This is a genomic window from Klebsiella sp. JN_Kp127, assembly GCF_040062505.1.
Classification (GTDB): domain Bacteria; phylum Pseudomonadota; class Gammaproteobacteria; order Enterobacterales; family Enterobacteriaceae; genus Klebsiella; species Klebsiella quasipneumoniae.
Genome location: NZ_JBEAHS010000040.1, coordinates 52,243 through 78,270 on the forward strand (window position 1 = coordinate 52,243; position 26,028 = coordinate 78,270).

General features: G+C 58.5%; 25 protein-coding genes. 11 read left to right on the plus strand and 14 right to left on the minus strand.

The features are described from left to right. Window positions 1–32 precede the first annotated feature (32 nt). On the plus strand, window positions 33–878 hold the full coding sequence (gene rhaR / locus ABLV04_RS15290; protein ID WP_004203666.1) for an HTH-type transcriptional activator RhaR: 846 nt from the start codon (window positions 33–35) through the stop codon (window positions 876–878). Between the two features lie 32 nt (window positions 879–910). On the opposite strand, the gene rhaT is transcribed toward rhaR, so the two are convergent. Continuing rightward, window positions 911–1,945 (minus strand): L-rhamnose/proton symporter RhaT, encoded by a 1,035-nt coding sequence (rhaT, locus tag ABLV04_RS15295; protein ID WP_023291524.1) that lies wholly within the window; start codon window positions 1,943–1,945, stop codon window positions 911–913. 289 nt (window positions 1,946–2,234) lie between these two features. Here rhaT and sodA point away from each other — a divergent pair, with 289 nt between their 5' ends. Both sodA and yiiM read left to right on the plus strand, forming a co-directional pair. Next, a complete protein-coding gene (gene sodA / locus ABLV04_RS15300; RefSeq protein ID WP_004203668.1) occupies window positions 2,235–2,855 on the plus strand; it encodes a superoxide dismutase [Mn] in 621 nt (206 codons plus the stop codon). A 72-nt stretch (window positions 2,856–2,927) separates the two neighbouring features. Then, window positions 2,928–3,602, plus strand: a complete 675-nt coding sequence (gene yiiM / locus ABLV04_RS15305) for a 6-hydroxyaminopurine reductase (RefSeq protein ID WP_147734108.1) — start codon at window positions 2,928–2,930, stop codon at window positions 3,600–3,602. A gap of 113 nt (window positions 3,603–3,715) precedes the next feature. Here yiiM and cpxA read toward each other — a convergent pair whose 3' ends face one another. Beyond that, the gene (gene cpxA / locus ABLV04_RS15310) at window positions 3,716–5,089 is read right to left on the minus strand and encodes an envelope stress sensor histidine kinase CpxA (protein WP_008807874.1); all 1,374 of its coding nucleotides are present in this window, start codon (window positions 5,087–5,089) and stop codon (window positions 3,716–3,718) included. Then, window positions 5,086–5,784: an envelope stress response regulator transcription factor CpxR gene (gene cpxR, locus ABLV04_RS15315; protein WP_004203671.1), complete on the minus strand. Its 699-nt coding sequence runs from the start codon at window positions 5,782–5,784 to the stop codon at window positions 5,086–5,088. Before cpxR ends, cpxA begins: the two co-directional genes overlap by 4 nt. Window positions 5,785–5,933: 149 nt before the next feature. Here cpxR and cpxP point away from each other — a divergent pair, with 149 nt between their 5' ends. From cpxP to pfkA, 3 genes are all read left to right on the plus strand, one after another. Continuing rightward, a complete protein-coding gene (gene cpxP / locus ABLV04_RS15320; protein ID WP_023291526.1) occupies window positions 5,934–6,437 on the plus strand; it encodes a cell-envelope stress modulator CpxP in 504 nt (167 codons plus the stop codon). 158 nt (window positions 6,438–6,595) lie between these two features. Next, on the plus strand, window positions 6,596–7,498 hold the full coding sequence (gene fieF / locus ABLV04_RS15325; RefSeq protein ID WP_008807873.1) for a CDF family cation-efflux transporter FieF: 903 nt from the start codon (window positions 6,596–6,598) through the stop codon (window positions 7,496–7,498). A 196-nt stretch (window positions 7,499–7,694) separates the two neighbouring features. Continuing rightward, entirely contained in the window at window positions 7,695–8,657 is a 963-nt protein-coding gene (pfkA, locus tag ABLV04_RS15330; protein ID WP_002882911.1) for a 6-phosphofructokinase, read from the plus strand. Window positions 8,658–8,718: 61 nt separating this feature from the next. On the opposite strand, the gene rraA is transcribed toward pfkA, so the two are convergent. From rraA to priA, 7 genes are all read right to left on the minus strand, one after another. After that, window positions 8,719–9,204 carry a ribonuclease E activity regulator RraA gene (gene rraA, locus ABLV04_RS15335; protein WP_002882913.1) on the minus strand — a complete coding sequence of 162 codons (486 nt, stop codon included), beginning with the start codon at window positions 9,202–9,204 and terminating at the stop codon, window positions 8,719–8,721. Between the two features lie 92 nt (window positions 9,205–9,296). Further along, window positions 9,297–10,217: a 1,4-dihydroxy-2-naphthoate polyprenyltransferase gene (menA, locus tag ABLV04_RS15340; protein WP_004203673.1), complete on the minus strand. Its 921-nt coding sequence runs from the start codon at window positions 10,215–10,217 to the stop codon at window positions 9,297–9,299. Between the two features lie 69 nt (window positions 10,218–10,286). Continuing rightward, window positions 10,287–11,621 (minus strand): HslU--HslV peptidase ATPase subunit, encoded by a 1,335-nt coding sequence (gene hslU, locus ABLV04_RS15345; RefSeq protein ID WP_002882917.1) that lies wholly within the window; start codon window positions 11,619–11,621, stop codon window positions 10,287–10,289. A 9-nt stretch (window positions 11,622–11,630) separates the two neighbouring features. Further along, window positions 11,631–12,161, minus strand: coding sequence for an ATP-dependent protease subunit HslV (gene hslV / locus ABLV04_RS15350; protein ID WP_002882918.1), 531 nt, complete (start codon window positions 12,159–12,161; stop codon window positions 11,631–11,633). Window positions 12,162–12,252: 91 nt separating this feature from the next. Continuing rightward, entirely contained in the window at window positions 12,253–13,218 is a 966-nt protein-coding gene (gene ftsN / locus ABLV04_RS15355; protein WP_072013396.1) for a cell division protein FtsN, read from the minus strand. Window positions 13,219–13,311: 93 nt separating this feature from the next. After that, window positions 13,312–14,340 carry a DNA-binding transcriptional regulator CytR gene (gene cytR / locus ABLV04_RS15360; RefSeq protein WP_004203676.1) on the minus strand — a complete coding sequence of 343 codons (1,029 nt, stop codon included), beginning with the start codon at window positions 14,338–14,340 and terminating at the stop codon, window positions 13,312–13,314. Between the two features lie 150 nt (window positions 14,341–14,490). Then, a complete protein-coding gene (priA, locus tag ABLV04_RS15365) occupies window positions 14,491–16,686 on the minus strand; it encodes a primosomal protein N' (protein ID WP_348815862.1) in 2,196 nt (731 codons plus the stop codon). A gap of 252 nt (window positions 16,687–16,938) precedes the next feature. On the opposite strand from priA, the gene rpmE reads away from it, so the two are divergent. After that, window positions 16,939–17,151, plus strand: a complete 213-nt coding sequence (rpmE, locus tag ABLV04_RS15370; RefSeq protein ID WP_002882922.1) for a 50S ribosomal protein L31 — start codon at window positions 16,939–16,941, stop codon at window positions 17,149–17,151. A gap of 101 nt (window positions 17,152–17,252) precedes the next feature. Here the strand turns inward: rpmE and metJ are convergent, their stop codons facing one another. Then, complete coding sequence (gene metJ / locus ABLV04_RS15375) at window positions 17,253–17,570, minus strand: met regulon transcriptional regulator MetJ (RefSeq protein ID WP_002882924.1); 318 nt, start codon at window positions 17,568–17,570, stop codon at window positions 17,253–17,255. Window positions 17,571–17,837: 267 nt separating this feature from the next. On the opposite strand from metJ, the gene metB reads away from it, so the two are divergent. Beyond that, on the plus strand, window positions 17,838–18,998 hold the full coding sequence (metB, locus tag ABLV04_RS15380) for a cystathionine gamma-synthase (RefSeq protein WP_004203678.1): 1,161 nt from the start codon (window positions 17,838–17,840) through the stop codon (window positions 18,996–18,998). A 2-nt stretch (window positions 18,999–19,000) separates the two neighbouring features. Beyond that, window positions 19,001–21,433, plus strand: a complete 2,433-nt coding sequence (locus ABLV04_RS15385) for a bifunctional aspartate kinase/homoserine dehydrogenase II (RefSeq protein ID WP_023291529.1) — start codon at window positions 19,001–19,003, stop codon at window positions 21,431–21,433. A gap of 38 nt (window positions 21,434–21,471) precedes the next feature. On the opposite strand, the gene ABLV04_RS15390 is transcribed toward ABLV04_RS15385, so the two are convergent. After that, window positions 21,472–21,843, minus strand: coding sequence for a carboxymuconolactone decarboxylase family protein (locus tag ABLV04_RS15390; RefSeq protein WP_180266331.1), 372 nt, complete (start codon window positions 21,841–21,843; stop codon window positions 21,472–21,474). A gap of 91 nt (window positions 21,844–21,934) precedes the next feature. Between ABLV04_RS15390 and ABLV04_RS15395 the strand changes: the two genes are divergently transcribed. Further along, window positions 21,935–22,876 carry a LysR family transcriptional regulator gene (locus ABLV04_RS15395; protein ID WP_117129504.1) on the plus strand — a complete coding sequence of 314 codons (942 nt, stop codon included), beginning with the start codon at window positions 21,935–21,937 and terminating at the stop codon, window positions 22,874–22,876. Between the two features lie 194 nt (window positions 22,877–23,070). Continuing rightward, window positions 23,071–23,958: a methylenetetrahydrofolate reductase gene (gene metF, locus ABLV04_RS15400; RefSeq protein ID WP_023291532.1), complete on the plus strand. Its 888-nt coding sequence runs from the start codon at window positions 23,071–23,073 to the stop codon at window positions 23,956–23,958. Window positions 23,959–24,051: 93 nt separating this feature from the next. On the opposite strand, the gene ABLV04_RS15405 is transcribed toward metF, so the two are convergent. Beyond that, entirely contained in the window at window positions 24,052–25,155 is a 1,104-nt protein-coding gene (locus ABLV04_RS15405; protein ID WP_032454483.1) for a glycerol dehydrogenase, read from the minus strand. Window positions 25,156–25,209: 54 nt separating this feature from the next. Continuing rightward, entirely contained in the window at window positions 25,210–25,872 is a 663-nt protein-coding gene (fsa, locus tag ABLV04_RS15410; protein WP_032454484.1) for a fructose-6-phosphate aldolase, read from the minus strand. Between the last annotated feature and the right edge of the window lie 156 nt (window positions 25,873–26,028).

Below are 26,028 nucleotides of genomic sequence, written 5' to 3' on the forward strand. Positions count from 1 at the left end.
ATGCGCCGTTATCCGCGTTGGGAGTGTGAGCCGTGGCCGGTCTGATTCTACGTAAAGAGGAGTTTTTCCCTTCCGCCACGCAGGCGGTGGCGGTGGCCGACCGCTACCCGCAAAACGTCTTCGCTGAACACACCCATGAGTTCTGCGAGCTGGTGCTGGTGTGGCGGGGCAACGGGCTGCACGTTCTCAACGACCGTCCCTGGCGCATTACCCGCGGCGATCTGTTCTATATTCGCGCCGAAGATAAACACTCCTATGCTTCCGTTAACGATCTGGTTCTGCAGAACATCATCTATTGCCCGGAGCGGCTGCAGCTCAATTTCGACTGGGCGGGGGCGATCCCTGGCCTCTTCGGCACGCCGTGGAAGCCCCACTGGCGTATGGGCAGCACCGGTATGGCGCAGGCGCGCCAGGTAATTAGCCAGCTTGAGCACGAGTGTTCCCGGCACGATGCGCAGGGGAATGCGATGGCCGAGCTGCTGTTTGCTCAGCTGGCGCTGACCCTCCAGCGCCATCGCTACGCGACGGATAATCTGGCGGCGACGCAGCGCGAAGCGCTGTTGGACAAACTGCTGGCCGCGCTGGCGGCCAGCCTGAGCCGACCCTTTGTCCTGGAGCGTTTCTGCGAGCAGGAGGGCGGCAGCGAGCGGGCGCTACGGCAGCAATTTCGCCAGCAAACCGGCATGACCATCAATCACTATTTACGCCAGCTACGGATCTGCCATGCGCAGTATCTGTTGCAGCATACCGAGCGCTTAATCGGCGATATCGCCATGCAGTGCGGCTTTGAGGACAGTAACTACTTTTCGGTGGTGTTCAGCCGGGAAATCGGCATGTCGCCGGGGCAGTGGCGGCAGCGCAGTCGCGCCGCCGCCTGAAGAGCGTCTTTGTCAGGCAGATGATCCGGTGCTTAACTGGCCATTCCCAGACCGACGATGTTGGCGGCGATGATGATCACCACGCAGCCGAGGCTCAGGACGCTCACCGGACGACGACCGGCGTTGTTCCACTCTTTCAGCACCAGACCCACCAGACCGCCGCACAGTACGTAGAAACTCATGTGCAGCATCCAGCTCATATAGTCATACTGCGCCGGAATGCTGGCGTGGCCCCAGGCATAGAAGAAGAACTGGAGATACCACATCAGGCCGCCGAGGGCGGAAAGCAGTAGGTTGCTGATGATGAGCGGTTTGGCCAGTGAGAAATCGGCTTTGACTGACAGAGTCTTCACTTTCGCCAGACGAATAAAGCAGAAGCCAAGGTTGACCAGCGCCCCGCCGCCCATAATCACCACGTAGCTTGGCAGCGCCGCATATAACGGGTCGACGCCGAGCGCCGCGGCGGCATCATGCATCGGTTTGGCGGCGTTCATCGCGAACGACATCCCTGCCGAGAAGATACCGCACATCACCGCCAGCAGAAGCCCTTTCTTCAGATTGAACTCTTCGGCTTTGATGCCCATTTTGCGCTCTTTCAGCTGGCCCGCGCGGGTGACGATGCCAACGCCAACCACCGCCACCAGCACGCCGAGCAGCGTCATTTGACCGCCCTGGGTGTGCATCAGCACCGAAAACTGACCGTTAATAATCGGCGTCATCAGCGTACCGACAATCAGCGTGATGCCAATGGCGATGCCAATCCCCATCGACATGCCGAGATAGCGCATGGTCAAGCCATAGTTGATATTACCGATGCCCCACATGGCGCCGAACAGAAAGACCGGCAGCAGCGTGGAGGCGTTAAAGGAGCGGTAGTAGGCCCAGAAATCGGGTAACAGGGTGGCGCTGATGGCCCAGGGCAGGATCAGCCAGGAGACGATCCCCCCGACCGACCACATGGTTTCCCACGACCAGTGTTTTACTTTCTTGAACGGGGCATAGAAACAGGCGGCACTGGCGGCCCCTATCAAATGCCAAAAAATACCCATCGTAATCGCGTGGTTCATTGATTTTATCCTCATCTTTTTTTATCGGAGACGGCGGCTTCCGATGCGATGAGTGTAAAAATTAGCCGCTTTGGCCGCCTTCAGGACGTTGCCACAGGATGGCGAACTCTGGCAACCATGGGCTTAATTAGTTGTTCTACATCACAAAACGACGGGTATTTCTTCTGGTTATATCCATATGAAAAATACGGCATTGATAAGCATTTTCAATACCATTTAATTAACTATAATGGACAAACTGCTTACGCGGCGTTAACACTTGAGCCGCTCGACAATAATGGAGATGATTATGAGCTATACCCTGCCATCCCTGCCGTACGCTTACGATGCTCTGGAACCGCACTTCGACAAGCAGACGATGGAGATCCATCACACCAAACACCACCAGACCTACGTGAACAATGCCAACGCCGCGCTGGAAAGCCTACCGGAGTTCGCTAACCTGTCCGCTGAAGAGCTGATCACCAAGCTGGATCAGCTGCCGGCTGACAAAAAAACCGTACTGCGTAACAACGCCGGCGGCCACGCGAACCACAGCCTGTTCTGGAAAGGCCTGAAAACCGGTACCACCCTGCAGGGCGACCTGAAAGCGGCTATCGAGCGCGATTTCGGCTCTGTGGACAACTTCAAAGCGGAATTCGAAAAAGCCGCTGCGACCCGTTTCGGTTCCGGCTGGGCGTGGCTGGTCCTGAAAGGTGACAAACTGGCCGTTGTCTCCACCGCAAACCAGGATTCCCCGCTGATGGGCGAAGCCATTTCCGGCGCTTCCGGCTTCCCAATCCTGGGTCTGGACGTGTGGGAACACGCTTACTACCTGAAATTCCAGAACCGTCGCCCGGACTACATCAAAGCCTTCTGGGATGTGGTGAACTGGGACGAAGCTGCAGCGCGTTTTGCCGCCAAAAAATAAGGTTGCAATGTGCTAAGAGAGAAGCGAGTCTGATGGCTCGCTTTTTTTATATCGGTAGCAAGGAGAGCAGACATGCATTATCCGGTGAATGTCTTTGTCGGCAAAATCAGGGACTACACGGGCAGTCGTCCCAGCGCGATCGGCAAAATCCAGGTTGACGGCGAGTTGCAGCTCGGCGATCTCGGTCTCGAAGGGGATGAGCAGGCGGAGAAGAAAATACACGGCGGGCCGGACCGCGCGCTGTGTCACTATCCGCGCGAACACTATGCCGACTGGATCCGTGAATTCCCCCAGCAGGCCGATCGGTTCTGCGCCCCGGCGTTCGGCGAAAACCTCTCCACTACCGGCCTCACCGAACAAAACGTCTACATTGGCGATATCTTTTGCTGGGGCGAGGCGCTGATCCAGGTCACCCAGCCGCGCTCTCCGTGCTTCAAGCTCAACTTTCATTTTGCGATCGGTGATATGGCGCAGCTGATGCAAAACAGCGGGAAGACCGGCTGGTTGTACCGGGTGATCGCCGGGGGGCAAGTCTCCAGCGATGCGCCGCTCGAACTGGTCTCTCGCCTGAGCGATGTCAGCGTCCATGAGGCCGGGGCGATTGCCTGGCAGATGCCGTTTGATGACGATCAGTACCACCGCTTATTGTCGGTAGCGGGCCTGTCGGTAAGCTGGAGTCGAACCATGCAGAAGCGCCGTTTAAGCGGCAAGATCGAGGATAATTCACGGCGATTGTGGGGGAAATAATTCCCCCATATTGGCGCTTTCCGCAGCGTCTCCCGGGTAGCGGCGCAAGCGCCTTACCCGGGCGACCTGACCGTTCCTGGCGGTAACCCGGCGCAGCGCAGGCCGGGTCAGCGTCAGGTCCGCTTATACAGCGGTAGCCAGAGGGTTAAGCGCAGACCGCCCAGCGGGCTGTCGTCGGCCTTCACCCAGCCACGGTGCTGCTGAATAGCGGTTTCGACAATCGCCAGCCCCAGGCCGGTGCCGCCGGACTCGCGGTCGCGCGCCTCGTCGGTCCGGTAGAATGGCCGGAAAATCTGCTCGCGATCCTCCGGGCTGACTCCCGGGCCGTCGTCATCGACGTTAACCGTAATCCCGTCTTTATCCACTGAGAAGCTGACGGAAATCTTGGTGTGCGAGTAGCGCAGGGCGTTGCGGACGATATTCTCCAGCGCGCTTTCCAGCGCATTGGGGTTACCGTACAGCGGCCACGGACCCGGCGGATACTCAACGGTGAACGATTTACCCATCTGCTCGGCTTCAAACGCCGCGTTGTCCAGCACTTCGCCCCACAGCTGATTGGCTTTGACCGTCTCGCTCACCAGGGCGTTTTTCGCCTGATTGCGCGACATCACCAGCAGGTCGTTGATCATGCTGTCCAGCCGGTGCGCTTCAGTTTCGATACGCTCCAGCTCTTTGCTCTCACCGCTGCGGCGGCGCAGCAGGGCGGTGCCCAGCTGCAGGCGCGTGAGCGGCGTGCGCAGCTCGTGCGAGATATCGGACAGCAGCCGTTGCTGGCTGGTCATCATCCGCTCCAGGGCCGTCACCATCTGGTTAAAGCTGGCGCCAGCGGCTAAAAACTCCTGCGGTCCGGCTTCCAGCTCTGGATGCTGCCGCAGGTTGCCCTGGGCGACCTCGTCAGCGGCATTTTTCAGCTTACGCGCCGGTTTCGCCAGGCTCCACGCCAGCCACAGCAGCAGCGGGGCGCTAACCAGCATTGTGACGATCAGCAGCAGCAGCGGCCGGTCAAACAGCAGGTTGATAAAGTCGGATTGTGAGGTGCTGGCGGGACGGATCAGATACAGCTGATAGTTATCCTCCCCATCCCTGACGGAGAACGGGCCCACCATTTCCAGGCGGCCATAGCGTTTTTTCTGCGGATGATCGGCGTTATCGGCCTGGCCGATAAAGTTGCGAATGATCTGCATCTCGTTGCGTTCTGCGCCGATCACGCGGCCTTCGCTGGTGACCAGCAGCAGGCGCTGACCCGGAGGCGCCCATTTATCGATGGCGCGAAACAGACGACGCCACCACATCAGGTCGTTTGGCGGATCGTTGGCCAGCTCGGCCTCGACGTGTTGCTCGATCATGATGCCTTGACGCTGCTCGCTTTCCAGCAGCTCGGTCATCTGCCGGGAGTCCAGTTTGGGCAGCATCAGCACCAGCATCAACACCAGCGCCAGCGTGAGCCAGAAGATGGCGAAGATGCGTGCAGTCAAACTTCCAATCATGAAGCGGAAACCATCAGATACCCGCGGCCACGCAGCGTTTTAAACCACGGATGGCCATCTTTGCGCTCCGGCAGCTTACGCCGCAGGTTGGAAATATGCATATCGATGGCGCGGTCGAACGGCGTCAGGCGCTTGCCTAACACTTCCTGGCTTAAATGTTCGCGTGACACCACCTGGCCGAGATGCTGCGCTAACAGATAGAGCAGGGTGAACTCGGTGCCGGTGAGCTCCAGCGTCTGGCCATCGAAATTGGCTTCCTGACGGCCCGGATTGAGGCTTAAGGCATCCACTTCCAGGGTCGGCGAGCCGGCTTCGGTCGTCTGCTGCTGTTCGCTCCAGTGGGAACGGCGCAGAATCGCGCGTATACGCGCCACCAGTTCGCGATCGTTGAACGGCTTAGGCAAATAGTCATCTGCGCCCAGCTCGAGGCCGAGAACGCGATCCAGCTCGCTCCCGCGCGCTGTTAGCATGATAACCGGAGTCTGGTGTGTCTGACGCAGCTCTTTAAGCGTATCGATACCGTTTTTCTTCGGCATCATTACGTCGAGCAGCAATAAATCAATGCTGTCGTCCAGAAGGGCCAGCGCCTGTTCCCCATCATGGGCCACCAGCACGTTAAAACCTTCCATATCGAGCAGCTCTTTTAACAGGGAGGTGAGCTCCCGGTCATCATCAACTAACAGGATTTTATTCATTGTTTAAATACCTCCGAGGCAGAAATTACGTCATCAAGGCCCGCTAATCCATGACTTTACGTTGTTTTACACCCCCTGACGCATGTTTGCAGCCTGAATCGTAGACTGTCTCTCGTTGAATCGCGACACAAACGTTTTGGGAGTATGTGATGCGCAATGTTATCGCTGCCGTCATGGCCTCAACGCTGGCGCTAAGTGCATATAGCCAGGCCGCTGAAGTCGTTACCAGCGTTAACTGGCTCCCCGGAGACGAAGGGGGACAGCGCGGTAGCCAGAGCCATATGTTTGACGGCATAAGTTTAACCGAGCAGCAACGTCAGCAGTTACGGGATCTTATGCAACGGGCACGCCACGACAGGCTCCCCGTTAATGTTAGCGAAATGGAGACAATGCATCGCCTTGTCACCGCAGAAAATTTTGATGAAAACGCTGTGCGCGCTCAGGCAGAAAAGATGGCGCAGGAACAGGTTGCTCGCCAGGTCGAGATGGCTAAGGTCCGCAACCAGATGTACCACCTGCTTACGCCAGAGCAGCAAGCGGTTTTAAATGCTAAGCACCAGCAACGTATGGATCAGTTGCGTGAGGTTGCAAGGACGCAGAAAGGCTCAGCGATGATGCTTTCGAGTAGTAGCAACACCCTGCAACCCCAGTAACAAACCCTGTTTTCCTTGCCATAGACACCATCCCTGTCTTCCCCCACATGATGTGGGGGTTTTTTTTGTCCTTTTTTCGGCAAATCAACTTCTTCGCCTGTCCCGTGAGCGTCACCAGTTCAGGTTATACTAAGCGCAGTGCAGGAGAAGGAGCCTATATGAATCAATCTTATGGCCGGTTGGTCAGTCGCGCCGCTATCGCTGCGACGGCGATGGCCTCCGCGTTACTTTTGATCAAAATTTTTGCGTGGTGGTATACCGGTTCAGTCAGTATTCTGGCCGCGCTGGTGGATTCGCTGGTGGATATTGCCGCCTCGCTGACCAACCTGCTGGTGGTGCGCTATTCGCTGCAGCCTGCTGATGAAGAACATACCTTTGGCCACGGCAAAGCGGAGTCGCTGGCGGCGCTGGCGCAAAGCATGTTTATCTCCGGCTCGGCGCTGTTTCTGTTTCTTACCGGTATTCAGCACCTGGTGCGTCCGGAGCCGCTACAGGCCGCCGGCGTCGGGGTTGTCGTCACGTTGATTGCCCTGTTCAGCACGCTGGCGCTGGTGACCTTCCAGCGCTGGGTGGTACGAAAAACCCAAAGCCAGGCGGTGCGGGCGGATATGCTTCATTATCAGTCTGATGTTATGATGAACGGCGCCATTCTGGTGGCGCTGGGCCTCTCCTGGTACGGTTGGCATCGCGCCGATGCGTTGTTTGCCTTAGGAATTGGCATCTATATTTTATATAGCGCGCTGCGGATGGGCTATGAGGCGGTTCAGTCGTTACTCGACCGCGCTTTGCCTGACGAGGAGCGTCAGGACATTATCACCATCGTGACCGCATGGCCCGGCATCCGCGGGGCGCACGATCTACGAACGCGGCAGTCAGGGCCGACCCGCTTTATTCAGATTCATTTGGAAATGGAAGATAACCTCCCGCTGGTGCAAGCCCACGTGATTGCAGACCAGGTGGAGCAGGCGATTCTGCGCCGTTTCCCGGGTTCCGATGTCATTATCCATCAGGATCCCAGTTCTGTGGTGCCGGCGGCGCAGCAGGGCTTTTTTGAGCGTTAGGTTATAGTCTGTAAACTCGATGTAAAAATGTGGGTCAGCTCGGCATTTTTTGTATAAATTACCGCCGTTTGGTCTGACCTGAATCAATTCAGCTTGAGGCGTTTGATATACTATTGTCATTAGCGTCGTGCACTCCTGGTGAGGGAGCGCTTCAGGCAACAGAATTATTTTTTGCTTCCTAAGTTCAGAGGTAGTCATGATTAAGAAAATCGGTGTGTTGACAAGTGGCGGTGATGCGCCGGGCATGAACGCAGCAATTCGTGGCGTTGTGCGCGCGGCATTAACGGAAGGTCTGGAAGTTTTTGGAATCTATGACGGTTACCTCGGCTTGTACGAAGACCGTATGGTTCAGCTCGACCGTTACAGCGTTTCCGACATGATCAACCGCGGCGGCACCTTCCTGGGCTCCGCTCGCTTCCCGGAATTCCGCGAAGAACACATCCGCGCAGTGGCTATCGAAAACATGAAGAAGCGTGGCCTGGACGCGCTGGTGGTTATCGGTGGTGACGGGTCCTATATGGGGGCGATGCGCCTGACCGAGATGGGCTTCCCGTGCATCGGCCTGCCGGGCACCATCGACAACGATATCAAAGGCACTGACTACACCATCGGCTTCTTCACCGCTCTGAGCACCGTGGTGGAAGCGATTGACCGTCTGCGCGACACCTCCTCTTCGCACCAGCGTATCTCCGTGGTGGAAGTGATGGGCCGTTACTGTGGCGACCTGACTCTGGCGGCGGCGATTGCCGGCGGCTGTGAGTTCATCATGGTGCCGGAAGTGGAATATACCCGTGACGATCTGGTAGCGGAAATCAAAGCCGGCATCGCGAAAGGGAAGAAACACGCTATCGTGGCGATCACCGAGCACATGTGCGACGTTGACGAGCTGGCAAGCTACATCGAGAAAGAGACCGGCCGTGAAACCCGCGCTACCGTCCTCGGGCACATTCAGCGCGGCGGTTCCCCGGTTCCTTACGACCGTATCCTGGCTTCCCGCATGGGCGCCTATGCGATTGAGCTGCTGCTGCAGGGCCATGGCGGCCGTTGCGTCGGCATCCAGAACGAGAAGCTGGTGCACCACGACATCATCGATGCCATCGAGAACATGAAGCGTCCGTTCAAGAACGACTGGCTGGATTGCGCGAAGAAACTGTACTAAGTTACGCGCCGGATAAACAAAAGGCCTTCTCATGGAGAAGGCCTTTTTTATGGCGCAAGGTTTATTCGATATCCAGCGGGTCTTCCGACAGAATCATCCCGGTGTTATCGGCATACAGATGGTCGCCGCTGAAGAAGGTCACGCCGCCGAAATTGACGCGCACGTCGCTTTCGCCGATGCCTTCGCCAGCCGCGCCGACCGGAATGGCCGCCAGCGCCTGGATGCCGATATCCAGTTCCTCAAGGTCGTCAACCTGGCGCACCGCGCCATAGACCACCAACCCTTCCCATTCATTCTGTACGGCCAGACGCGCCAGGTCAGCGTCAATTAACGCGCGTCGTACTGAGCCGCCGCCGTCGATCAGGAGAATATGACCACGGCCATTCTGCTCGAGCAGATCGTAGAGCAACCCGTTATCCTCGAAACATTTTACCGTAATGATCTGTCCACCAAACGACGACCGTCCTCCAAAGTTAGAGAACAGCGGTTCCACGACGTTGACATCTTCCTGGTAGATGTCACAAAGCTCGGAAGTATCGTATTTCATAGGCTTAACGTTCAGTTGCTGCGAGAGTTTTTAGTATATCCCGCGAATCGCATTGTTGGCAAAATCATCAATTGTTAATTGATATTTGTCAGTTAAGCCGCCAGCTTACTGGCAATAATCCCGATAACAAACAGCAGGTTGGTCAGTAAAGCCCCTTTGACCGTCTTTTCGAGCATCGGCCGCATCGCCAGCGGATCGGATTCGCGCAGGACGTAACGCGCCTGTTTGACCAGCAGCGGCGTGGCGAGAATAAACAGCCAGCCCCAGGCAGAATGCAGCGCCAGCAGGTTAAACAGCGCCAGACACAGCAGGGCGCCGAGCAGCAGGCAGGCATGATAGCGGCGGGCATTGACCGGCCCCAGGCGCACGGCGAGGGTGTTCTTCCCGTTCTGCCGGTCGCTGTCGATATCACGCAGGTTATTGATGTTCAGTACGGCGGTCGCCAGCAGACCGCAGGCCGTTGCCGGCAGAAAAATGGCCGCTTCCACATTGTGGGCTTGCAGATACCAGCTGCCGAGGACGCTCAGCCAGCCGAAGAAAACGAGTACCGAAATATCACCGAGGCCAATATAACCATACGGGCGGGTGCCCACTGTGTAGGTGATGGCGGCCACGATCGACAGGCCACCCAGCGCGAGGAAACCGATGAAATCGCCGACGCTCTGCCAGGCGACGCACAGTAGCGCCAGACCAAACAGACAGATCAGCGCGACGGTGACAATCAAGGCGCGCTTCATCTGCTGGGGGGTAATCACCCCTTTCTGCATCCCGCGCAGCGGCCCGATGCGGTCCGGTTTATCGCTCCCCTTGACCGCGTCGCCGTAGTCATTGGCGAGGTTGGAAAGAATTTGCAGCAAGCCGGCGGTGATCAGCGCCAGCAGAGCGACCCAGGGATCAAAATGCCCCTGCTCCCAGGCAAGGACGGTGCCAACAATAATCGCGGCAAACGCCAGCGGTAACGTTTTAGGACGCAGGCTTTCCAGCCACGCCTGAGAACGGCTGATATCAGTCATAGTTATTTTAGCCAATAAAAATGGGGGCGATAGCCCCCATCAACAGTGATGAAAATGCATTGCACCGGATTATAGGATAAAACGGCTCAGATCTTCATCTGCCACCAGAACATCCAGGTGCTTACTCACATATTCGGCATCGATAGTGACGGTCTGGCCGTTCATCTCGCTGGCATCATAGGAGATATCTTCCACCAGGCGCTCCAGCACGGTGTGCAGACGGCGCGCGCCGATGTTCTCGGTGGTTTCGTTTACCTGCCATGCGGCCTGAGCGATACGCTTGATACCGTCTTCGGTGAATTCGATATTCACCCCTTCGGTCGCCATCAGCGCCTTGTACTGCACGGTGATGGAGGCGTTCGGTTCGGTAAGGATGCGCTCGAAGTCATGGGTGGTCAGCGCCTTCAGCTCAACGCGGATCGGCAGACGTCCCTGCAGTTCCGGGATCAGATCGGACGGGCTGGCCACCTGGAACGCGCCGGAGGCGATAAACAGGATGTGGTCGGTCTTGACCATCCCGTGCTTGGTGGAGACGGTGCAGCCTTCCACCAGCGGCAGCAGGTCGCGCTGTACGCCTTCACGGGAGACGTCCGGGCCGGAGGTGTTGCCGCCGCGCTTACAGATTTTGTCGATTTCGTCGATAAAGACGATACCGTGCTGCTCAACAGCGTCGATGGCTTCCTGCTTCAGCTCTTCCGGATTGACCAGTTTGGCCGCTTCTTCTTCAATCAGCAGCTTCATCGCGTCTTTGATTTTCAGCTTACGCGGTTTCTGCTTCTGGCCGCCAAGGTTCTGGAACATGGACTGCAGCTGGCTGGTCATCTCTTCCATGCCCGGAGGGGACATGATTTCAACGCCCATTGGCGCCGCAGCGAGATCGATTTCAATCTCTTTATCGTCCAGCTGGCCTTCGCGCAGTTTCTTACGGAACGCCTGGCGCGCCGCAGACGGTTCCTGCGACGGCTCAGTCTGGCCCCAGTTGTTCTTCGCCGGTGGGATCAGCACGTCAAGCACGCGCTCTTCCGCCAGCTCTTCCGCGCGGTAACGGTTCTTATCGATGGACTGCATACGAACCATTTTGATCGCCGCATCGGTCAGATCGCGGATGATAGAGTCCACTTCTTTACCGACATAGCCCACTTCGGTGAACTTCGTCGCTTCAACTTTAATAAACGGCGCGTTGGCCAGTTTCGCCAGACGACGAGCGATTTCGGTTTTACCGACGCCGGTTGGGCCGATCATCAGAATGTTTTTCGGCGTGACTTCATGACGCAGCTCTTCGTTAAGCTGCATCCGGCGCCAGCGGTTACGCAGGGCGATAGCAACAGAACGCTTGGCGGCGTCCTGGCCGATAATGTGTTTGTCCAGTTCGCTGACAATTTCGCGTGGGGTCATTTCAGACATGGGAGATCCTTACGCTTTAGAAGGTAATTCTTCGATGGTGTGGAAATGGTTGGTATAGATGCAGATATCACCTGCAATATCCAACGCTTTCTCGGCGATATCGCGCGCGCCCATATCGGTGTTTTCCAGCAGCGCGCGGGCCGCGGCCTGGGCGTAAGGACCGCCGGAGCCGATAGCAATCAAATCGTTTTCCGGCTGTACCACGTCACCGTTACCGGTGATGATAAGCGACGCGTTTTCGTCCGCGACGGCCAGCAGCGCTTCCAGCTTGCGCAACATCCGATCGGTTCGCCAGTCTTTAGCCAGCTCAACGGCGGCCTTCACCAGATGGCCCTGGTGCATTTCCAGTTTGCGTTCAAACAGTTCGAACAGCGTGAAGGCGTCGGCGGTGCCGCCAGCGAAACCGGCAATCACTTTGTCGTTGTACAGACGACGCACTTTTTTCACGTTGCCCTTCATTACGGTGTTGCCCAGCGTAGCCTGGCCATCACCGGCAATAACAACATGGCCGTTACGGCGAACACTTACAATTGTAGTCACGAGCAGACCCCTTGGTTGCAAAAGCGGAACAGGGGCCCCGCGCTGTCCGCGGGGCCGAATGCAATTATAGATGGGGGGGATTTTGAGGGTTTCAACCCCTGGCGGCGAGACGAATGCAGTTCGCGTGTCCAGCCATCTTCAGGCGGGTGATCATCTCGTTGGCGCTTTCTTTGCCTTTCAGCGGGCCAATGACCACGCGGTTCCAGCCGTTGTTGGTGGTGATGTGCGAAGCAAACCCTTCGAAAGCCAGCTGAGCGCGGACGGTTTCGGCCTGCTCGGCGCCTTTAAAGGAGCCGCACTGGATCATCCAGCTACGATCGTCTTTTTTCTCGGCGGTCGTTTTCGGCGCTTCCTCCACTCGAGTCACCGGCGCGGCGGCCTGCGCGCGCGGCTGCGTAGTCGTAGTGTGCGCCGGCGTCTGCAGCAGATCCTGGTACGGCTGCTGGTTTGACGCGGTCTGCTTCGGCTGTTGCTGCTGGACCGGCTTCGGCTGCTGAACGCGCGGCTGCTGCTGCGCGGTCTGCGGCTGAGTTTGCGCCCACTGTTGCTGTTGCGCCTGCTGCTGCTGCTGCGCTAAACGCTGACGCTGCAGCGTCTGCTGGCGCTGGGCCGGCGTTTGTTCGTTCCACGGCACTTCGGTCAGCTGAGTCGGCTGTTGACGCATATCGGCCTGCATCTGGGCCAGCAGCTGACGCTGTTCGTCGGTCAGTTGCTCCGGTTTCATCACTTCGCCGCCGGCGGTCGGTTCGGTCGGCGCGCGAACGCCCGGCTGGCGGCTTTCCAGCTCTTTAATATAGCGCCAGCGCTCTTCCGGTTTTGGCGGCAAGCCGTTGCCGGCGGCCTGGCGATTTTGCATCGCTTCCGCTTCTTCTTTCTTATGGTGCGTAATGAAATAGAGTCCACCGATAAAGGCCACCAGCACAGCCGCCGCGATCGCCACCATAGCCGGTGAAATTGCCGGGAGGCTGCTTTGCTTATTCCTTGAGCTTCGGGTAGTGCTCTTTTTGCGCCGCGAAGAAGCCGGTTGGCTGCGGCGTACATAATCTCGTTGTGCCACTATCGTTTCGCTGTCTTATATTCGTTCGTCAGCCCGCCATGTTACTTAAGCGGCGGGCCTTTGACCAGAAGAGCAGGCCCGAAAGCCTGATGGTTATCGTCTGATTTTTTGCGTACTGCCGCGAACAATCAGTTCGCAATCGAGCAGGCGCGAGCCGCTGTTCACGTTATGACCCTGCATTTGCTCAAGTAATAGCAGCATTCCTTCACGGCCGATATCAAAACGCGGCTGTGACACGGTGGTCAATGGCGGATCGCAAAATTCAGACAACGCGATGTTATCGAAGCCGACAATCGACAGGTCGTCCGGCACTTTCAGACCGCGGCGTTTCGCCAGCGATAAGGCGCCCAGCGCCATCACATCGCTATGGCAAAAGACCGCGGTGGGCGGTACCGGCTGCGACAGCAGCTGCTCCAGCGCATTGGCGCCAGCTTCGAAGGTAAAGTTGCCGCGAGCGATATAGTGCGGATCAACGGTGATACCGCTGCGGCGCAGCGCCTGCACGTAACCCTGCAGGCGATAATGGCACAGCGGCATATCTTCCGGGCCGGCGATGCAGCCGATACGCTGGTGTCCCAGCTCGTGAAGATAGTTTACCGCGTTAAAAGCCGCCGTCAGGTTATCGATGTGGACGGTGGGCAGCTCCAGCTCCGGCGCGAACTCGTTCGACATGACCATCGGCGGCAAATTGCGCTGCTCTTCCACGCTGGCGTCAAACGGCAGGCGCGAGCTGAGCAGCACCATGCCGTCAATCTGCTTGGTGATGATAAGGTCGATAAAGGTTTTTTCTTTCTGATTCTGGTGGGCGCAATCGCCGATTAACACCAGATATCCGTGCTCGGCGGCAGTGACTTCAATACCGCGGATCACTTCGCTAAAAAAGGGATCGCAGATATCCGGGACGATCACGAGGATCGTCCGCGATTCGTTGCGCTTCATATTGCGTCCGAGCGACTGCGGTAAATAGCCGACTTCCAGCGCCGCCTGCTCGACCCGGTTACGGGTGGCTTGCGACACCTTATCAGGGTTCATCAACGCTCGGGACACGGTTGCCGTGGAAACGTTTGCCTTTAAGGCGACGTCTTTCATGGTGGCGGCAACCACTTGTTTTTTGGGCTTCACCTGGTTTCTCCTCGCTGAATGGCGCTGGCATTTCCCTTGCGCGCTAACTGCTGCATCATTTTTATCAGATAGTCGCGGCAGTGAGTTACAGAATTTTCATGAAAAACGTGATGCTTATTAAATTTTTCGATCCGGCTCGCAAGAGAAGGCTTACCCTTCAATAGGATCGACATCCAGCACCCACTTCACTTTTTTCGCCTCCGGCAGCGTATTGATCAGCGCCAGCGTACCGCTGACGATATGCTGCAGGCGTACCCGCGAAGGATGCTGCAGCAATATCTGCCACCGCCAGCGGCCGCCGCGCTTCGGCGCCAGCGCCGGAACCGGACCGAGCACCCATAGCTTGTCGTCGGCCAGCGGACTGGCCTGCAGCAGATTGCGCAGCTGTTGTAAAAACAGCGGCGCCTGCTGGTTGTTATGGTCTTCCGCACGAATCAGCACATGGCTGGTCCACGGCGGTAGCTGCATTGTCTGCCGCTCTGCCAGCGCCTGTTCGGCGAAGGCGTCGTAGCCTTTATACAGCAGGGTCTGCAGCAGAGGGTGTTCAGGATGGTGGGTTTGCAGGATCACTTCGCCCTGTTTTCCTGCCCGTCCCGCTCGCCCGGAGACCTGGGTATAGAGCTGAGCGAAACGCTCGGCGGAGCGGAAATCCGCGGAAAACAGCGCCCTGTCGACGTCCAGCAGGGAGACGAGGGTGACGTCCGGGAAGTGGTGGCCTTTGGCCAGCATCTGGGTGCCAATTAAAATACGCGCCCCGCCGCGATGGACGGCGGCGAGATGCTCCTCCAGCGCCCCTTTGCGGCTGGTGGTATCGCGGTCGATACGCGAGATAGGCACGTCAGGGAACAGCGGCGCCAGGGCCTGCTCCAGCTGTTCGGTGCCGATACCCACCGGCACCAGGTGCGTGGAGCCGCAGGAGGGACATTGGCGCGGGATAGGGCGCTGACTGTCGCAATGGTGGCAGCGCAGATGGTGCTGCGCCTGGTGCAACGTGTAGTAGCTGTCGCAGCGCGGACATTCCGCTATCCAGCCGCAGTCGTGGCACAGCAGCGCTGGCGCAAAGCCGCGGCGGTTAAGAAACAGGATCACCTGGTTATCCGCCTGCAGATGCTGGCGCATACGGTTAATCAGCGCGGGAGACAGACCCGCCTGCAGCGGTTGCCCTTTGAGATCGAGCACGTGCTGCTGGGCAGGGCGCGCATTGCCCGCGCGTTTGCTTAAGGTTAACTGGCGGTATTTGCCCTGGCGGACGTTATGCAGGGTCTCCAGCGCCGGCGTCGCCGAGCCGAGAATAATCGGGATCTGTTCGCTGTGGGCGCGCCATACCGCCAGGTCGCGGGCATGGTAGCGCCAGCCCTCCTGCTGCTTGTAGGAGCTGTCATGCTCTTCGTCGATAACGATGACGCCGAGGTCTTTAAAAGGGGTAAACAGCGAGGAGCGGGTGCCGATCACAATGGCCGCTTCGCCGTTTTTCGCCTTCAGCCAGGCCGAAAGACGTTCGCTGTCATTGAGTCCGGAGTGCAGCACTTCCACCGGCGCGTTAAAGCGCTGGCGGAAGCGGGCGATGGTCTGCGGCGTCAGACCGATCTCCGGCACCATCACCAGCGCCTGGCGCCCCTGCGCCAGCACATTCTCCAGCACGCTCAAATAGACTTCCGTTTTCCCTGAGCCGGTAATACCCGCCAGCAGCCAGGCGGAGAAGCGATCGGCGGCGCTGTGGATCGCCCCGACGGCGGTGGCTTGCTCGGTATTAAGACGCAGGCGTTCGCCGGCAACCGAATACGCGCTGCGCCAGTCGATGAGGGCGGGCGCTTCGCAGGCCAGCTCCGCCAGCCCTTTGCCGCGCAGCGCCTGCAGCGCCGCTTCATTAAATTCCAGTTCGCCAACCTGATGACGCCAGATTTTTCCCTGGCGCAGCGCCGCCAGCGCCTGCTGCTGCTTCGGCGAGCGTTTCAGACCGTTAAGGTCGACGGCCTGCCCCTGCTCGGTGGCGAACCAGTACCACAGCGGCGTCGCGCTGGCGGGTTTGCCCTGGCGCAGCAGAATGGGCAGCGCATGGAACAGCACATCGCCAATCGGATGATGGTAATACTCAGCCGCCCACATCAGCAGCCGCCAGACGGTACCGGAGAAGACCGGTTCGTCGTCCAGCGCTTCCGCGACCGGTTTTAGCTCGTCCAGCGGCAGCTCGCTGCGTTCGCTGACCGCCGCGACAATACCGATCCGCTCCTGTTTGCCGAACGGCACCCGCACCCGACAGCCCGCTTTGACCGCCATGCCTTCAGGCAGCAGATAGTCAAAAGTGCGCGGTAGCGGAACGGGTAGGGCAACGTGGGCGACGGGCATGTCATCTTCCTGACTTGAAATCTGGCGGGATAGTATACACATTACGATAAGGCGGCGCGGATCAGTTTGCATATGCTGGTCAAATTCTGTATGATTCGCCGCCTTTGATGCGCTTTATATCGCATTGAAGATTGACCATTACCGCGTGCTTCACGCTGTCAACAGCGTAGAGGGCGACGGGAAATTACTAATATCGCGTGGTGTCTGGCGTTAGGGCTGGAAGAGCGACGCGGCCTTAACTGAGGTTCTCCCATGAAAAAAGGTATTCACCCAAATTACGACGAAATTACTGCTACCTGTTCTTGCGGTAATGTCATGAAAATCCGCTCCACCGTAGGTCACGACCTGAACCTCGACGTGTGCGGCAAATGCCACCCGTTCTTCACCGGCAAACAGCGTGATGTTGCTACCGGTGGCCGTGTTGACCGCTTCAACAAGCGCTTCAGCATCCCGGGCAGCAAGTAAGTTGCCAGAAGAAGCCGCCTCAGGGCGGCTTTTTTGTGTCTCTCGCCTGCCTGGGCGGGAAAGAAAAAGGGCGGAAGCGTGCTTCCGCCCTTTTTATCGTCTCAGTATTCCCACGTATCCGGGTCGATACCCAGTTCACGCATAATCGCTTTCGCCGCTTCCGGGATCTCATCGCTGCGCTCTTTACGCAGGTCTTCATCGTTAGGCAACGGTTGTCCGGTAAAGGCATGCAGGAACGCTTCGCACAGCAGTTCGCTGTTGGTCGCGTGACGCAGGTTATTCACCTGACGACGCGTGCGTTCATCGGTGAGGATTTTTAACACCTTCAGAGGAATGGAAACCGTAATTTTCTTTACTTGCTCACTCTTCTTACCGTGCTCAGCGTATGGGCTGATATATTCGCCGCTCCATTCAGCCATGAGATACCTTAATCCTCTGTTTATTAGTGAAGGGCCAGAATATTCCGCCCGGGCTATAATCGCGCGTAGTTTACCGTATGCGCGGGCTTTCTGACATGAGATAAGCCGCCGCCGACGTGCGCTAATGCATATAATTTTAACGGCTATTTGCACTTTGCTCAATCTATACGCAAAGAAGTTTAGATGTCCAGATGTATTGACGTCTATTGTGACAATGTTTACTCTGAAGCCTGACTTTTCACCGATTCAGCCCAGGAACTTCCCAACATGACGCGTAAACAGGCCACCATCGCAGTGCGTAGCGGTTTAAATGACGACGAGCAGTACGGTTGCGTTGTCCCGCCGATCCACCTCTCCAGTACCTATAACTTCACCGACTTTAATGAACCTCGCGCTCACGACTATTCCCGCCGCGGCAACCCGACGCGTGATGTGGTGCAGCGCGCTTTAGCGGAGCTGGAGGGCGGCGCTGGCGCGGTGCTGACCAATACCGGTATGTCGGCGATCCTGCTGGTGACGACGGTGTTCCTTAAGCCTGGCGATCTGCTGGTGGCGCCGCACGACTGCTACGGCGGCAGCTACCGTCTGTTCGATAGCCTGGCGAAGCGCGGCTGCTATCGCGTTCAGTTCGTCGATCAAAACGATGAGCAGGCGCTGCGGGCGGCGCTGGCGGAAAAACCGAAGCTGGTGCTGGTCGAAAGCCCAAGTAATCCATTGCTGCGGGTGGTGGATATTGCGAAAATCTGTGGTCTGGCGCGCGAAGCCGGGGCGATCAGCGTGGTCGATAACACCTTCCTGAGTCCGGCGCTGCAAAACCCGCTGGCGCTGGGCGCCGATCTGGTGTTGCACTCCTGTACTAAATACCTTAATGGTCACTCTGATGTGGTGGCCGGGGTGGTGATTGCCAACGATCCGGCGACTGTCACCGAACTGGCATGGTGGGCGAATAACATTGGCGTCACCGGCAGCGCCTTCGACAGCTATCTGCTGTTGCGCGGGCTGCGGACGCTTTCTCCCCGTATGGAAGTGGCGCAGCGTAATGCCCTGGCGATCGTCGAGTATCTGAAAACCCAGCCGCTGGTGAAAAAGCTGTATCATCCGTCGCTGCCGGAAAACCAGGGACATGAAATTGCGGCGCGTCAGCAAAAAGGTTTTGGCGCAATGTTAAGCTTCGAGCTGGACGGTGACGAGCAGACGCTGCGCCGCTTCCTGAGCGGGCTGTCGCTGTTTACACTGGCGGAATCGCTGGGGGGCGTTGAAAGCCTGATTTCCCATGCGGCAACGATGACGCATGCCGGCATGGCGCCTGAAGCGCGTGCCGCCGCCGGAATTTCAGAAACGCTCCTGCGTATTTCGACCGGTATCGAAGATGGTGAAGATTTAATTGCCGACCTGGAAAATGGCTTCCGGGCAGCAAACGAGGAATAAAGATGAGTGTGATTGCGCAGGCAGGGGCGAAGGGTCGTCAGCTGCACAAATTTGGTGGGAGTAGTTTAGCGGATGCGAAATGTTACCTGCGCGTCGCGGGGATCATGAAGGAGTATTCGCAGGCGGGGGACATGATGGTCGTCTCCGCCGCTGGCAGCACCACCAACCAGCTGATCAGCTGGCTTAAGCTTAGCCAGAGCGATCGCCTTGCTGCGCATCAGGTTCAGCAGTCGCTTCGCCGCTATCACACCGAGCTGATTGGCGGTCTGGTGGAGCCTGCGGCGGCGGATACGTTGATCGCCGCCTTTATCCACGACCTTGAGCGTCTGGCTGGTCTGCTGGACGGCGGGGTTTCCGAAGCGGTCTATGCGGAAGTGGTCGGCCATGGGGAAGTGTGGTCCGCGCGCCTGATGGCGGCGGTTCTCAACCAGCTGGGAATGGAAGCCGCCTGGCTGGACGCGCGCGCGTTCCTGCGCGCGGAACGCGCCGCGCAGCCGCAGGTGGATGAAGGATTATCCTATCCACTGCTGCAGCAGCTGATGGCGCAGCATCCTAACAAGCGTCTGGTGGTGACCGGCTTTATCTCCCGCAACCAGGCCGGTGAAACCGTCCTGCTGGGCCGTAACGGGTCTGACTACTCTGCCACCCAGATCGGCGCGCTGGCGGGCGCTTCCCGCGTCACTATCTGGAGCGACGTCGCCGGGGTGTACAGCGCGGATCCGCGCAAGGTGAAAGACGCCTGTCTGCTGCCGCTGCTGCGTCTGGACGAAGCCAGCGAGCTGGCGCGTCTGGCCGCGCCGGTGCTCCATGCCCGCACGCTACAGCCGGTTTCCGCCAGCGATATCGATCTGCAGTTACGCTGCAGCTATACGCCGGAACAGGGTTCCACGCGCATTGAGCGCGTGCTGGCCTCCGGTACTGGCGCCCGGATTGTCACCAGCCATGACGATGTCTGCCTGGTGGAGTTCCAGGTGCCGGCCGGTCACGATTTCAAACTGGCGCATAAAGAGCTGGACGCCCTGCTCAAACGCGCCCAGCTGCGCCCGTTAGCCGTTGGCGTCCATGCCGACCGCAAACTGCTGCAGTTCTGCTATACCTCCGAGGTGGCCGACAGCGCGCTGAAGCTGCTCGATGAGGCAGGTCTTCCGGGCGAGCTGCGTCTGCGTCAGAAGCTGGCGCTGGTGGCGATGGTGGGCGCGGGCGTCACCCGTAACCCACTGCACTGCCACCGTTTCTGGCAGCAGCTGAAAGGGCAGCCGGTGGAGTTCACCTGGCAGTCGGAAGAGGGGATCAGCCTGGTGGCCGTCCTGCGCGCCGGGCCGACGGAAAGCCTGATCCAGGGGCTGCACCAGTCCTTGTTTCGTGCCGAAAAGCGTATCGGCCTGATGCTGTTCGGCAAAGGGAACATCGGTTCCCGCTGGCTGGAGCTGTTCGCCCGTGAACAAACCACGCTCTCGGCGCGCACCGGCTTTGAGTTTGTGCTCGCCGGCGTGGTCGACAGTAAACGCAGTCTGCTGAACTACGACGGGCTGGACGCCAGCCGGGCGCTGGCTTTCTTCAACGATGAAGCGGTGGAGCAGGACGAAGAGTCGCTGTTCCTGTGGATGCGCGCGCACCCGTATGATGATTTAGTGGTGCTGGACGTCACCGCCAGCGAGCAGCTGGCAGACCAGTATCTTGATTTCGCCAGCCATGGCTTCCACGTGATCAGCGCCAACAAGCTGGCGGGGGCCAGCAGCAGCGATAAGTATCGCCAGATCCACGACGCGTTTGAGAAGACAGGGCGCCACTGGCTGTATAACGCCACCGTGGGCGCCGGCTTGCCGGTGAACCATACGGTGCGCGACCTGATCGACAGCGGCGATACCATCCTCGGCCTGAGCGGTATCTTCTCGGGAACGCTCTCCTGGCTGTTCCTGCAGTTTGATGGCACCGTGCCGTTCACCGACCTGGTGGATCAGGCGTGGCAGCAGGGTCTGACCGAGCCGGATCCGCGCGTCGATCTGTCCGGTAAAGATGTGATGCGCAAGCTGGTGATCCTCGCGCGGGAAGCGGGTTACGACATCGAGCCGGATCAGGTGCGCGTGGAATCACTGGTCCCGGCGCACTGTGAAGAGGGTTCGGTCGATCACTTCTTTGAGAATGGCGAAGAGCTGAACGAGCAGATGCTGCAGCGCCTGGAGGCGGCCCGCGAGATGGGGCTGGTGCTCCGCTACGTGGCGCGTTTTGATGCCAACGGCAAAGCACGCGTCGGCGTGGAAGCGGTACGCGAAGAGCACCCGCTGGCGGCGCTGCTGCCGTGCGATAACGTGTTCGCTATCGAAAGCCGCTGGTATCGCGATAATCCGCTGGTGATCCGCGGGCCCGGCGCCGGGCGCGATGTGACCGCCGGGGCGATCCAGTCGGATATTAACCGTCTGGCGCAGCTGCTGTAGTCCCGGGAAAAAGACCAGGCGCGGCCTGGTCTTTTTTGTTAGTGCGCCGCAAAAACTGCTTTAGCGGCAAACAGGCCGTTTAGCGCCGCCGGGAAGCCGGCGTAGACCGCCATCTGCATGATCACTTCCGTAATTTCCTCTTGCGTCAGACCGACATTTAATCCCGCGGCAATATGCACTTTCAGCTGCGGCTCGGCGTTACCCAGCGCGGTGAGCGCGGCGATGGTGGCGATTTTCCGGCTACGCAAATCAAGCCCTGGCCGGGCGTAAATATCGCCGAAGGGGAACTCAATCAGATAGCGGGCGAAGTCGGGGGCGATATCCCGCAGGCTGTTGACGACGGCCTCCCCGCCGCTACCGTCCACGCGCTGAAGCATTTCCTGACCGGTGGTATAACGTTCGCTGGACATCGTTTTTTCCTCTCTGTGATGATGCGTTGAGAGGAAGGGTAGGGAAGTTTACCGGACTTGAGTAATACCCTTTTCGTGATACCTTTTCAGTATGACAACTTCGCGATTACATTCTCTTGATATCCGCCTGCTGCGTGCCTTTGCCGTGGTAGCTGAGGAAAATAACATCAGCCGGGCGGCACAGCGGTTATTTATCTCGCAGCCGCCGCTGAGTCGCCATATGCGCTATCTGGAAGCGCAGCTGGGGGTGACGCTGTTTCAGCGCCATAGCAAAGGCCTGATCCTTACCGACGCGGGCAGAGAGGTGCTGGCGATCATTCGGCCCATGCTGGCGCTCCAGGAACGCACGCTGGCGGCATTGAGTGAGCTCTCCGTTCACTCGCCGCCGTCTCTGCGTCTGGGCGTGACCACCGCCTTCGAACAAGGCATTTTCGCTGCTGTTGAATCTGCGCTAAGCGAACATACCCCCGGGTTGCATATCACCCGCCACGCCTCACCGGCGCTGGCGCAGCAGGTGCGCAAAGGCAAACTCGATGCGGCGCTGGTCGCGCTGCCGCTCAATACTGAAGGGCTGCACCTGCATCCATTGCCGTATCAGGAGCCGCTCATCGCAGCAGTGCCAGCCTCCTGGCCGGAAGCCGTCATACCAGCGTTAACGCTAAGCGCGCTCAATCATCGGCCGCTGTTCTGGTTTAAACGCGAGCGTAACCCCGATTTCTTTGACTACACGCGGCGCATTTTCGACCGGGCTGGCTATACCCCCGCTTATGTGGAAGAGCCCGCCGAACATGATGTGCTGCTGGCGCGAATCGCGCGTGGGGAAGGCATGATCCTCCTGCCGGCGTCCTTTTCCGCGATCCAGCGTCAGGGGGTAGTGTTCTGTCCTGTCGCTGAAGGCGACAGCATGCCGTTAAGCCTTGGGGTGATCTATGCGCCTCACCAGGCAGGAGCCGTGCAGCAATGGCTCTCACTGCTGGATGATCACCTGACGACTCGCTCGTCTCATGCTGAATATCGTTCTACCCCATGTTGACCGCAGAGCGGGCTCTTTAGGCTGGCAAAGCGCCGGTAGATGAAGTTTTTTCATGTTGGCAGCCTTTTCCTCACTCTTTACGCAGATTTTTCTATTGACGCCCGGGCGCTTTTCCGTCATTTTTACATCTGGACGTCTAAACGTATAGAAGTTCGCAACACAACAGCCATTACATGCGATTGATGAGGTAAGGTATGAGCTTTTTTCACGCCAATCAGCGGGAAGCCCTGAATCAGAGCCTGGCGGAAGTCCAGGGCCAGATTAATGTGTCCTTTGAATTCTTTCCGCCGCGCACCAGTGAAATGGAGCAAACCCTGTGGAAATCCATCGATCGCCTGAGCAGTCTGAAACCGAAGTTTGTCTCGGTGACCTATGGCGCGAACTCCGGCGAGCGCGATCGCACCCACAGCATCATCAAAGGTATTAAAGAGCGAACCGGTCTGGAAGCGGCGCCGCACCTGACCTGTATCGATGCTACTCGCGATGAGCTGCGCACTATCGCCCAGGATTACTGGAACAACGGCATCCGCCATATCGTCGCTCTGCGCGGCGACCTGCCGCCGGGCAGCGGTAAACCGGAGATGTACGCCGCCGATCTGGTCACTCTGCTGAAAGAGGTGGGGGATTTTGATATCTCCGTCGCCGCGTATCCGGAAGTGCATCCGGAAGCGAAAAGCGCGCAGGCGGATTTGCTCAACCTGAAACGCAAAGTCGAGGCAGGCGCCAACCGCGCGATCACCCAGTTCTTCTTCGATGTGGAAAGCTACCTGCGTTTTCGCGATCGCTGCGTCTCGGCGGGCATCGACGTGGAAATTATTCCGGGTATCCTGCCGGTTTCCAACTTTAAACAGGCGAAAAAGTTTGCGGATATGACCAACGTTCGTATCCCGGTGTGGATGTCGAAAATGTTCGAAGGGCTGGATAATGACGCCGAAACCCGTCAGCTGGTGGGGGCGAATATCGCCATGGACATGGTGAAGATCTTAAGTCGGGAAGGGGTAAAAGATTTCCACTTCTACACCCTTAACCGCGCCGAAATGAGTTACGCCATCTGTCATACGCTGGGCGTGCGTCCGGCCTGAGTGCTTGCCATTTCCGCCGTCAGTGGGCGACGCGTCCGGCTGATAAACATAAAAAACACCCGGCTGACGCCGGGTGTTTTGTTTTGCTCTGGATTATTCCCATTCCTGCAGGAAGCGCTGGCCATATTGGTCGGCGACCAGCAGCGCGGCGTAGACCTGGTCGGCGTCGACGCCGCCCGGCATATTGTGGATGGTTTCGCCTTCAGCGCAGGCGGCTTCCGCCACCAGGCGCATTTTGGTCGGGATGTCGCCTTTGATATCCAGCTGCGCCAGCGTGATCGGCAGCCCAACGCTGTGACACAGCGCGGCGACAGTCTCGATCTCTTCCACCGGCGCGTTTTCCAGCACCAACTGCGTCAGGGTGCCGAACGCCACTTTTTCACCGTGATAATAGTGGTGGGCGTCAGGGATGGCCGTCATGCCGTTATGAATCGCGTGGGCTGCCGCCAGGCCACCGCTTTCAAAACCGACGCCGCTCAGATAGGTGTTGGCTTCCACCACCCGCTCCAGCGCCGGAGTGACCACGTGCTGTTCGGCGGCCAGCATCGCTTTTTCACCCTCTTCGAGTAAGGTGTTGTAGCACAGCTCGGCCAGCGCCAGCGCCGCCTGGGTGCATTTCCCGCCCGCCATGGTGGTGGCGCCGCTGCGTGAGCACGCGCGGGCTTCGAACCATGTGGCCAGCGCATCGCCAATCCCGGCGGCCAGCAGGCGAGCCGGCGCGCCAGCAACGATCTGCGTATCGACAATGACCATGTTAGGGTTGTGCGGCAGCATCAGATAGCTGTCGAACTCGCCTTCGTCGGTGTAAATCACCGACAGCGCGCTGCACGGCGCATCGGTGGAGGCGATGGTGGGGGCGATCGCCACCGGCACCTTCATAAAATGGGCCAGCGCTTTCGCGGTATCCAGGGTTTTACCACCGCCGATCCCCAGCACGGCGGTGCATTTCGCACTGCCGGCGATATCGCGCAGGCGATTGATTTCATTATGCGAACATTCACCGCCAAACGGCGCGATTTCCGCCGCCAGGCCGGCGTCAGCCAGGCTTTTGCGTAGCATCTCTTCCGCGAATCCCAGCACGAATTTATCGCCAACGACCAGCCAGCGTTCGGCCAGCGGTTTCAGGTAGTCGCCAAGTCGCTTGATGGCGCCTGCGCCCTGGATGTATTTGCCTGGTGATTGAATAATGCGATCCATTTCGATTCCTCCTCGATGACCGTGATGCCGCCCGCAGGCGGCGCGCGGGTCCGGTTACAGGTTCAGCGTGCCAAAGGCGTTATTCCAGTCCTGTTCAAACTTCTCTATGGCTGACTCTACCGCAGGGGTGCCGAGCATTTGTTGCGCTACATCTAGTGGAAGGGTGATTGCTTCGCAGCCAGCCAGCAGGCAATCCAGCGCCTGACGGGGCGTTTTGAAGCTTGCCGCCAGCACTTTGCTTTCGGGCGCATGCATTTCCAGCAGGGATTGCAGTTCCTGCACCATGCGGATGCCGTCCCCGCCCTGAGCGTCGACGCGGTTAACGTAAGGCGCGACGTACTTTGCGCCGGCCAGCGCGGCCAGCAGACCCTGTGAAGCGCTGTAGACGGCGGTGCCAAGGGTCGGGATACCTTCTTTCTTCAGCAGCTGGATAGCGGCGAGGCCTTCGGCGGTGACCGGGATTTTGACCACGATGCCCGGCACGGCGTTGCTCAGGCGTTTGGCTTCTGCCACCATGCCCTGCGCATCGCGGCTCATGGTCTGCGCGAACAGAATTCCTTCCGGGCCAACGGCTTTTTGCAGGCGCGGCAGTACATCCCAGACCGGGGTTTTACCGGCGGCGATAATGCTCGGGTTGGTGGTCACCCCGGCCAGCGGGTAGATGCGGGCCAGGCGTTCCACTTCGGCGACGTTGGCGGTATCCAGATAGAGTTCCATAGCGTTTTCCTCAATGCTTAATTCGGTGCTGTCGTTGAGGTAAGCATACGGCTTTCGTTCGAAGGATCGCCAGATGACAAATTTGCCAAAAACTGGATAAATGTACGCATCGCGATTAAGGATGATTTAGATCACATTTATCGACGCTGGCTGGGA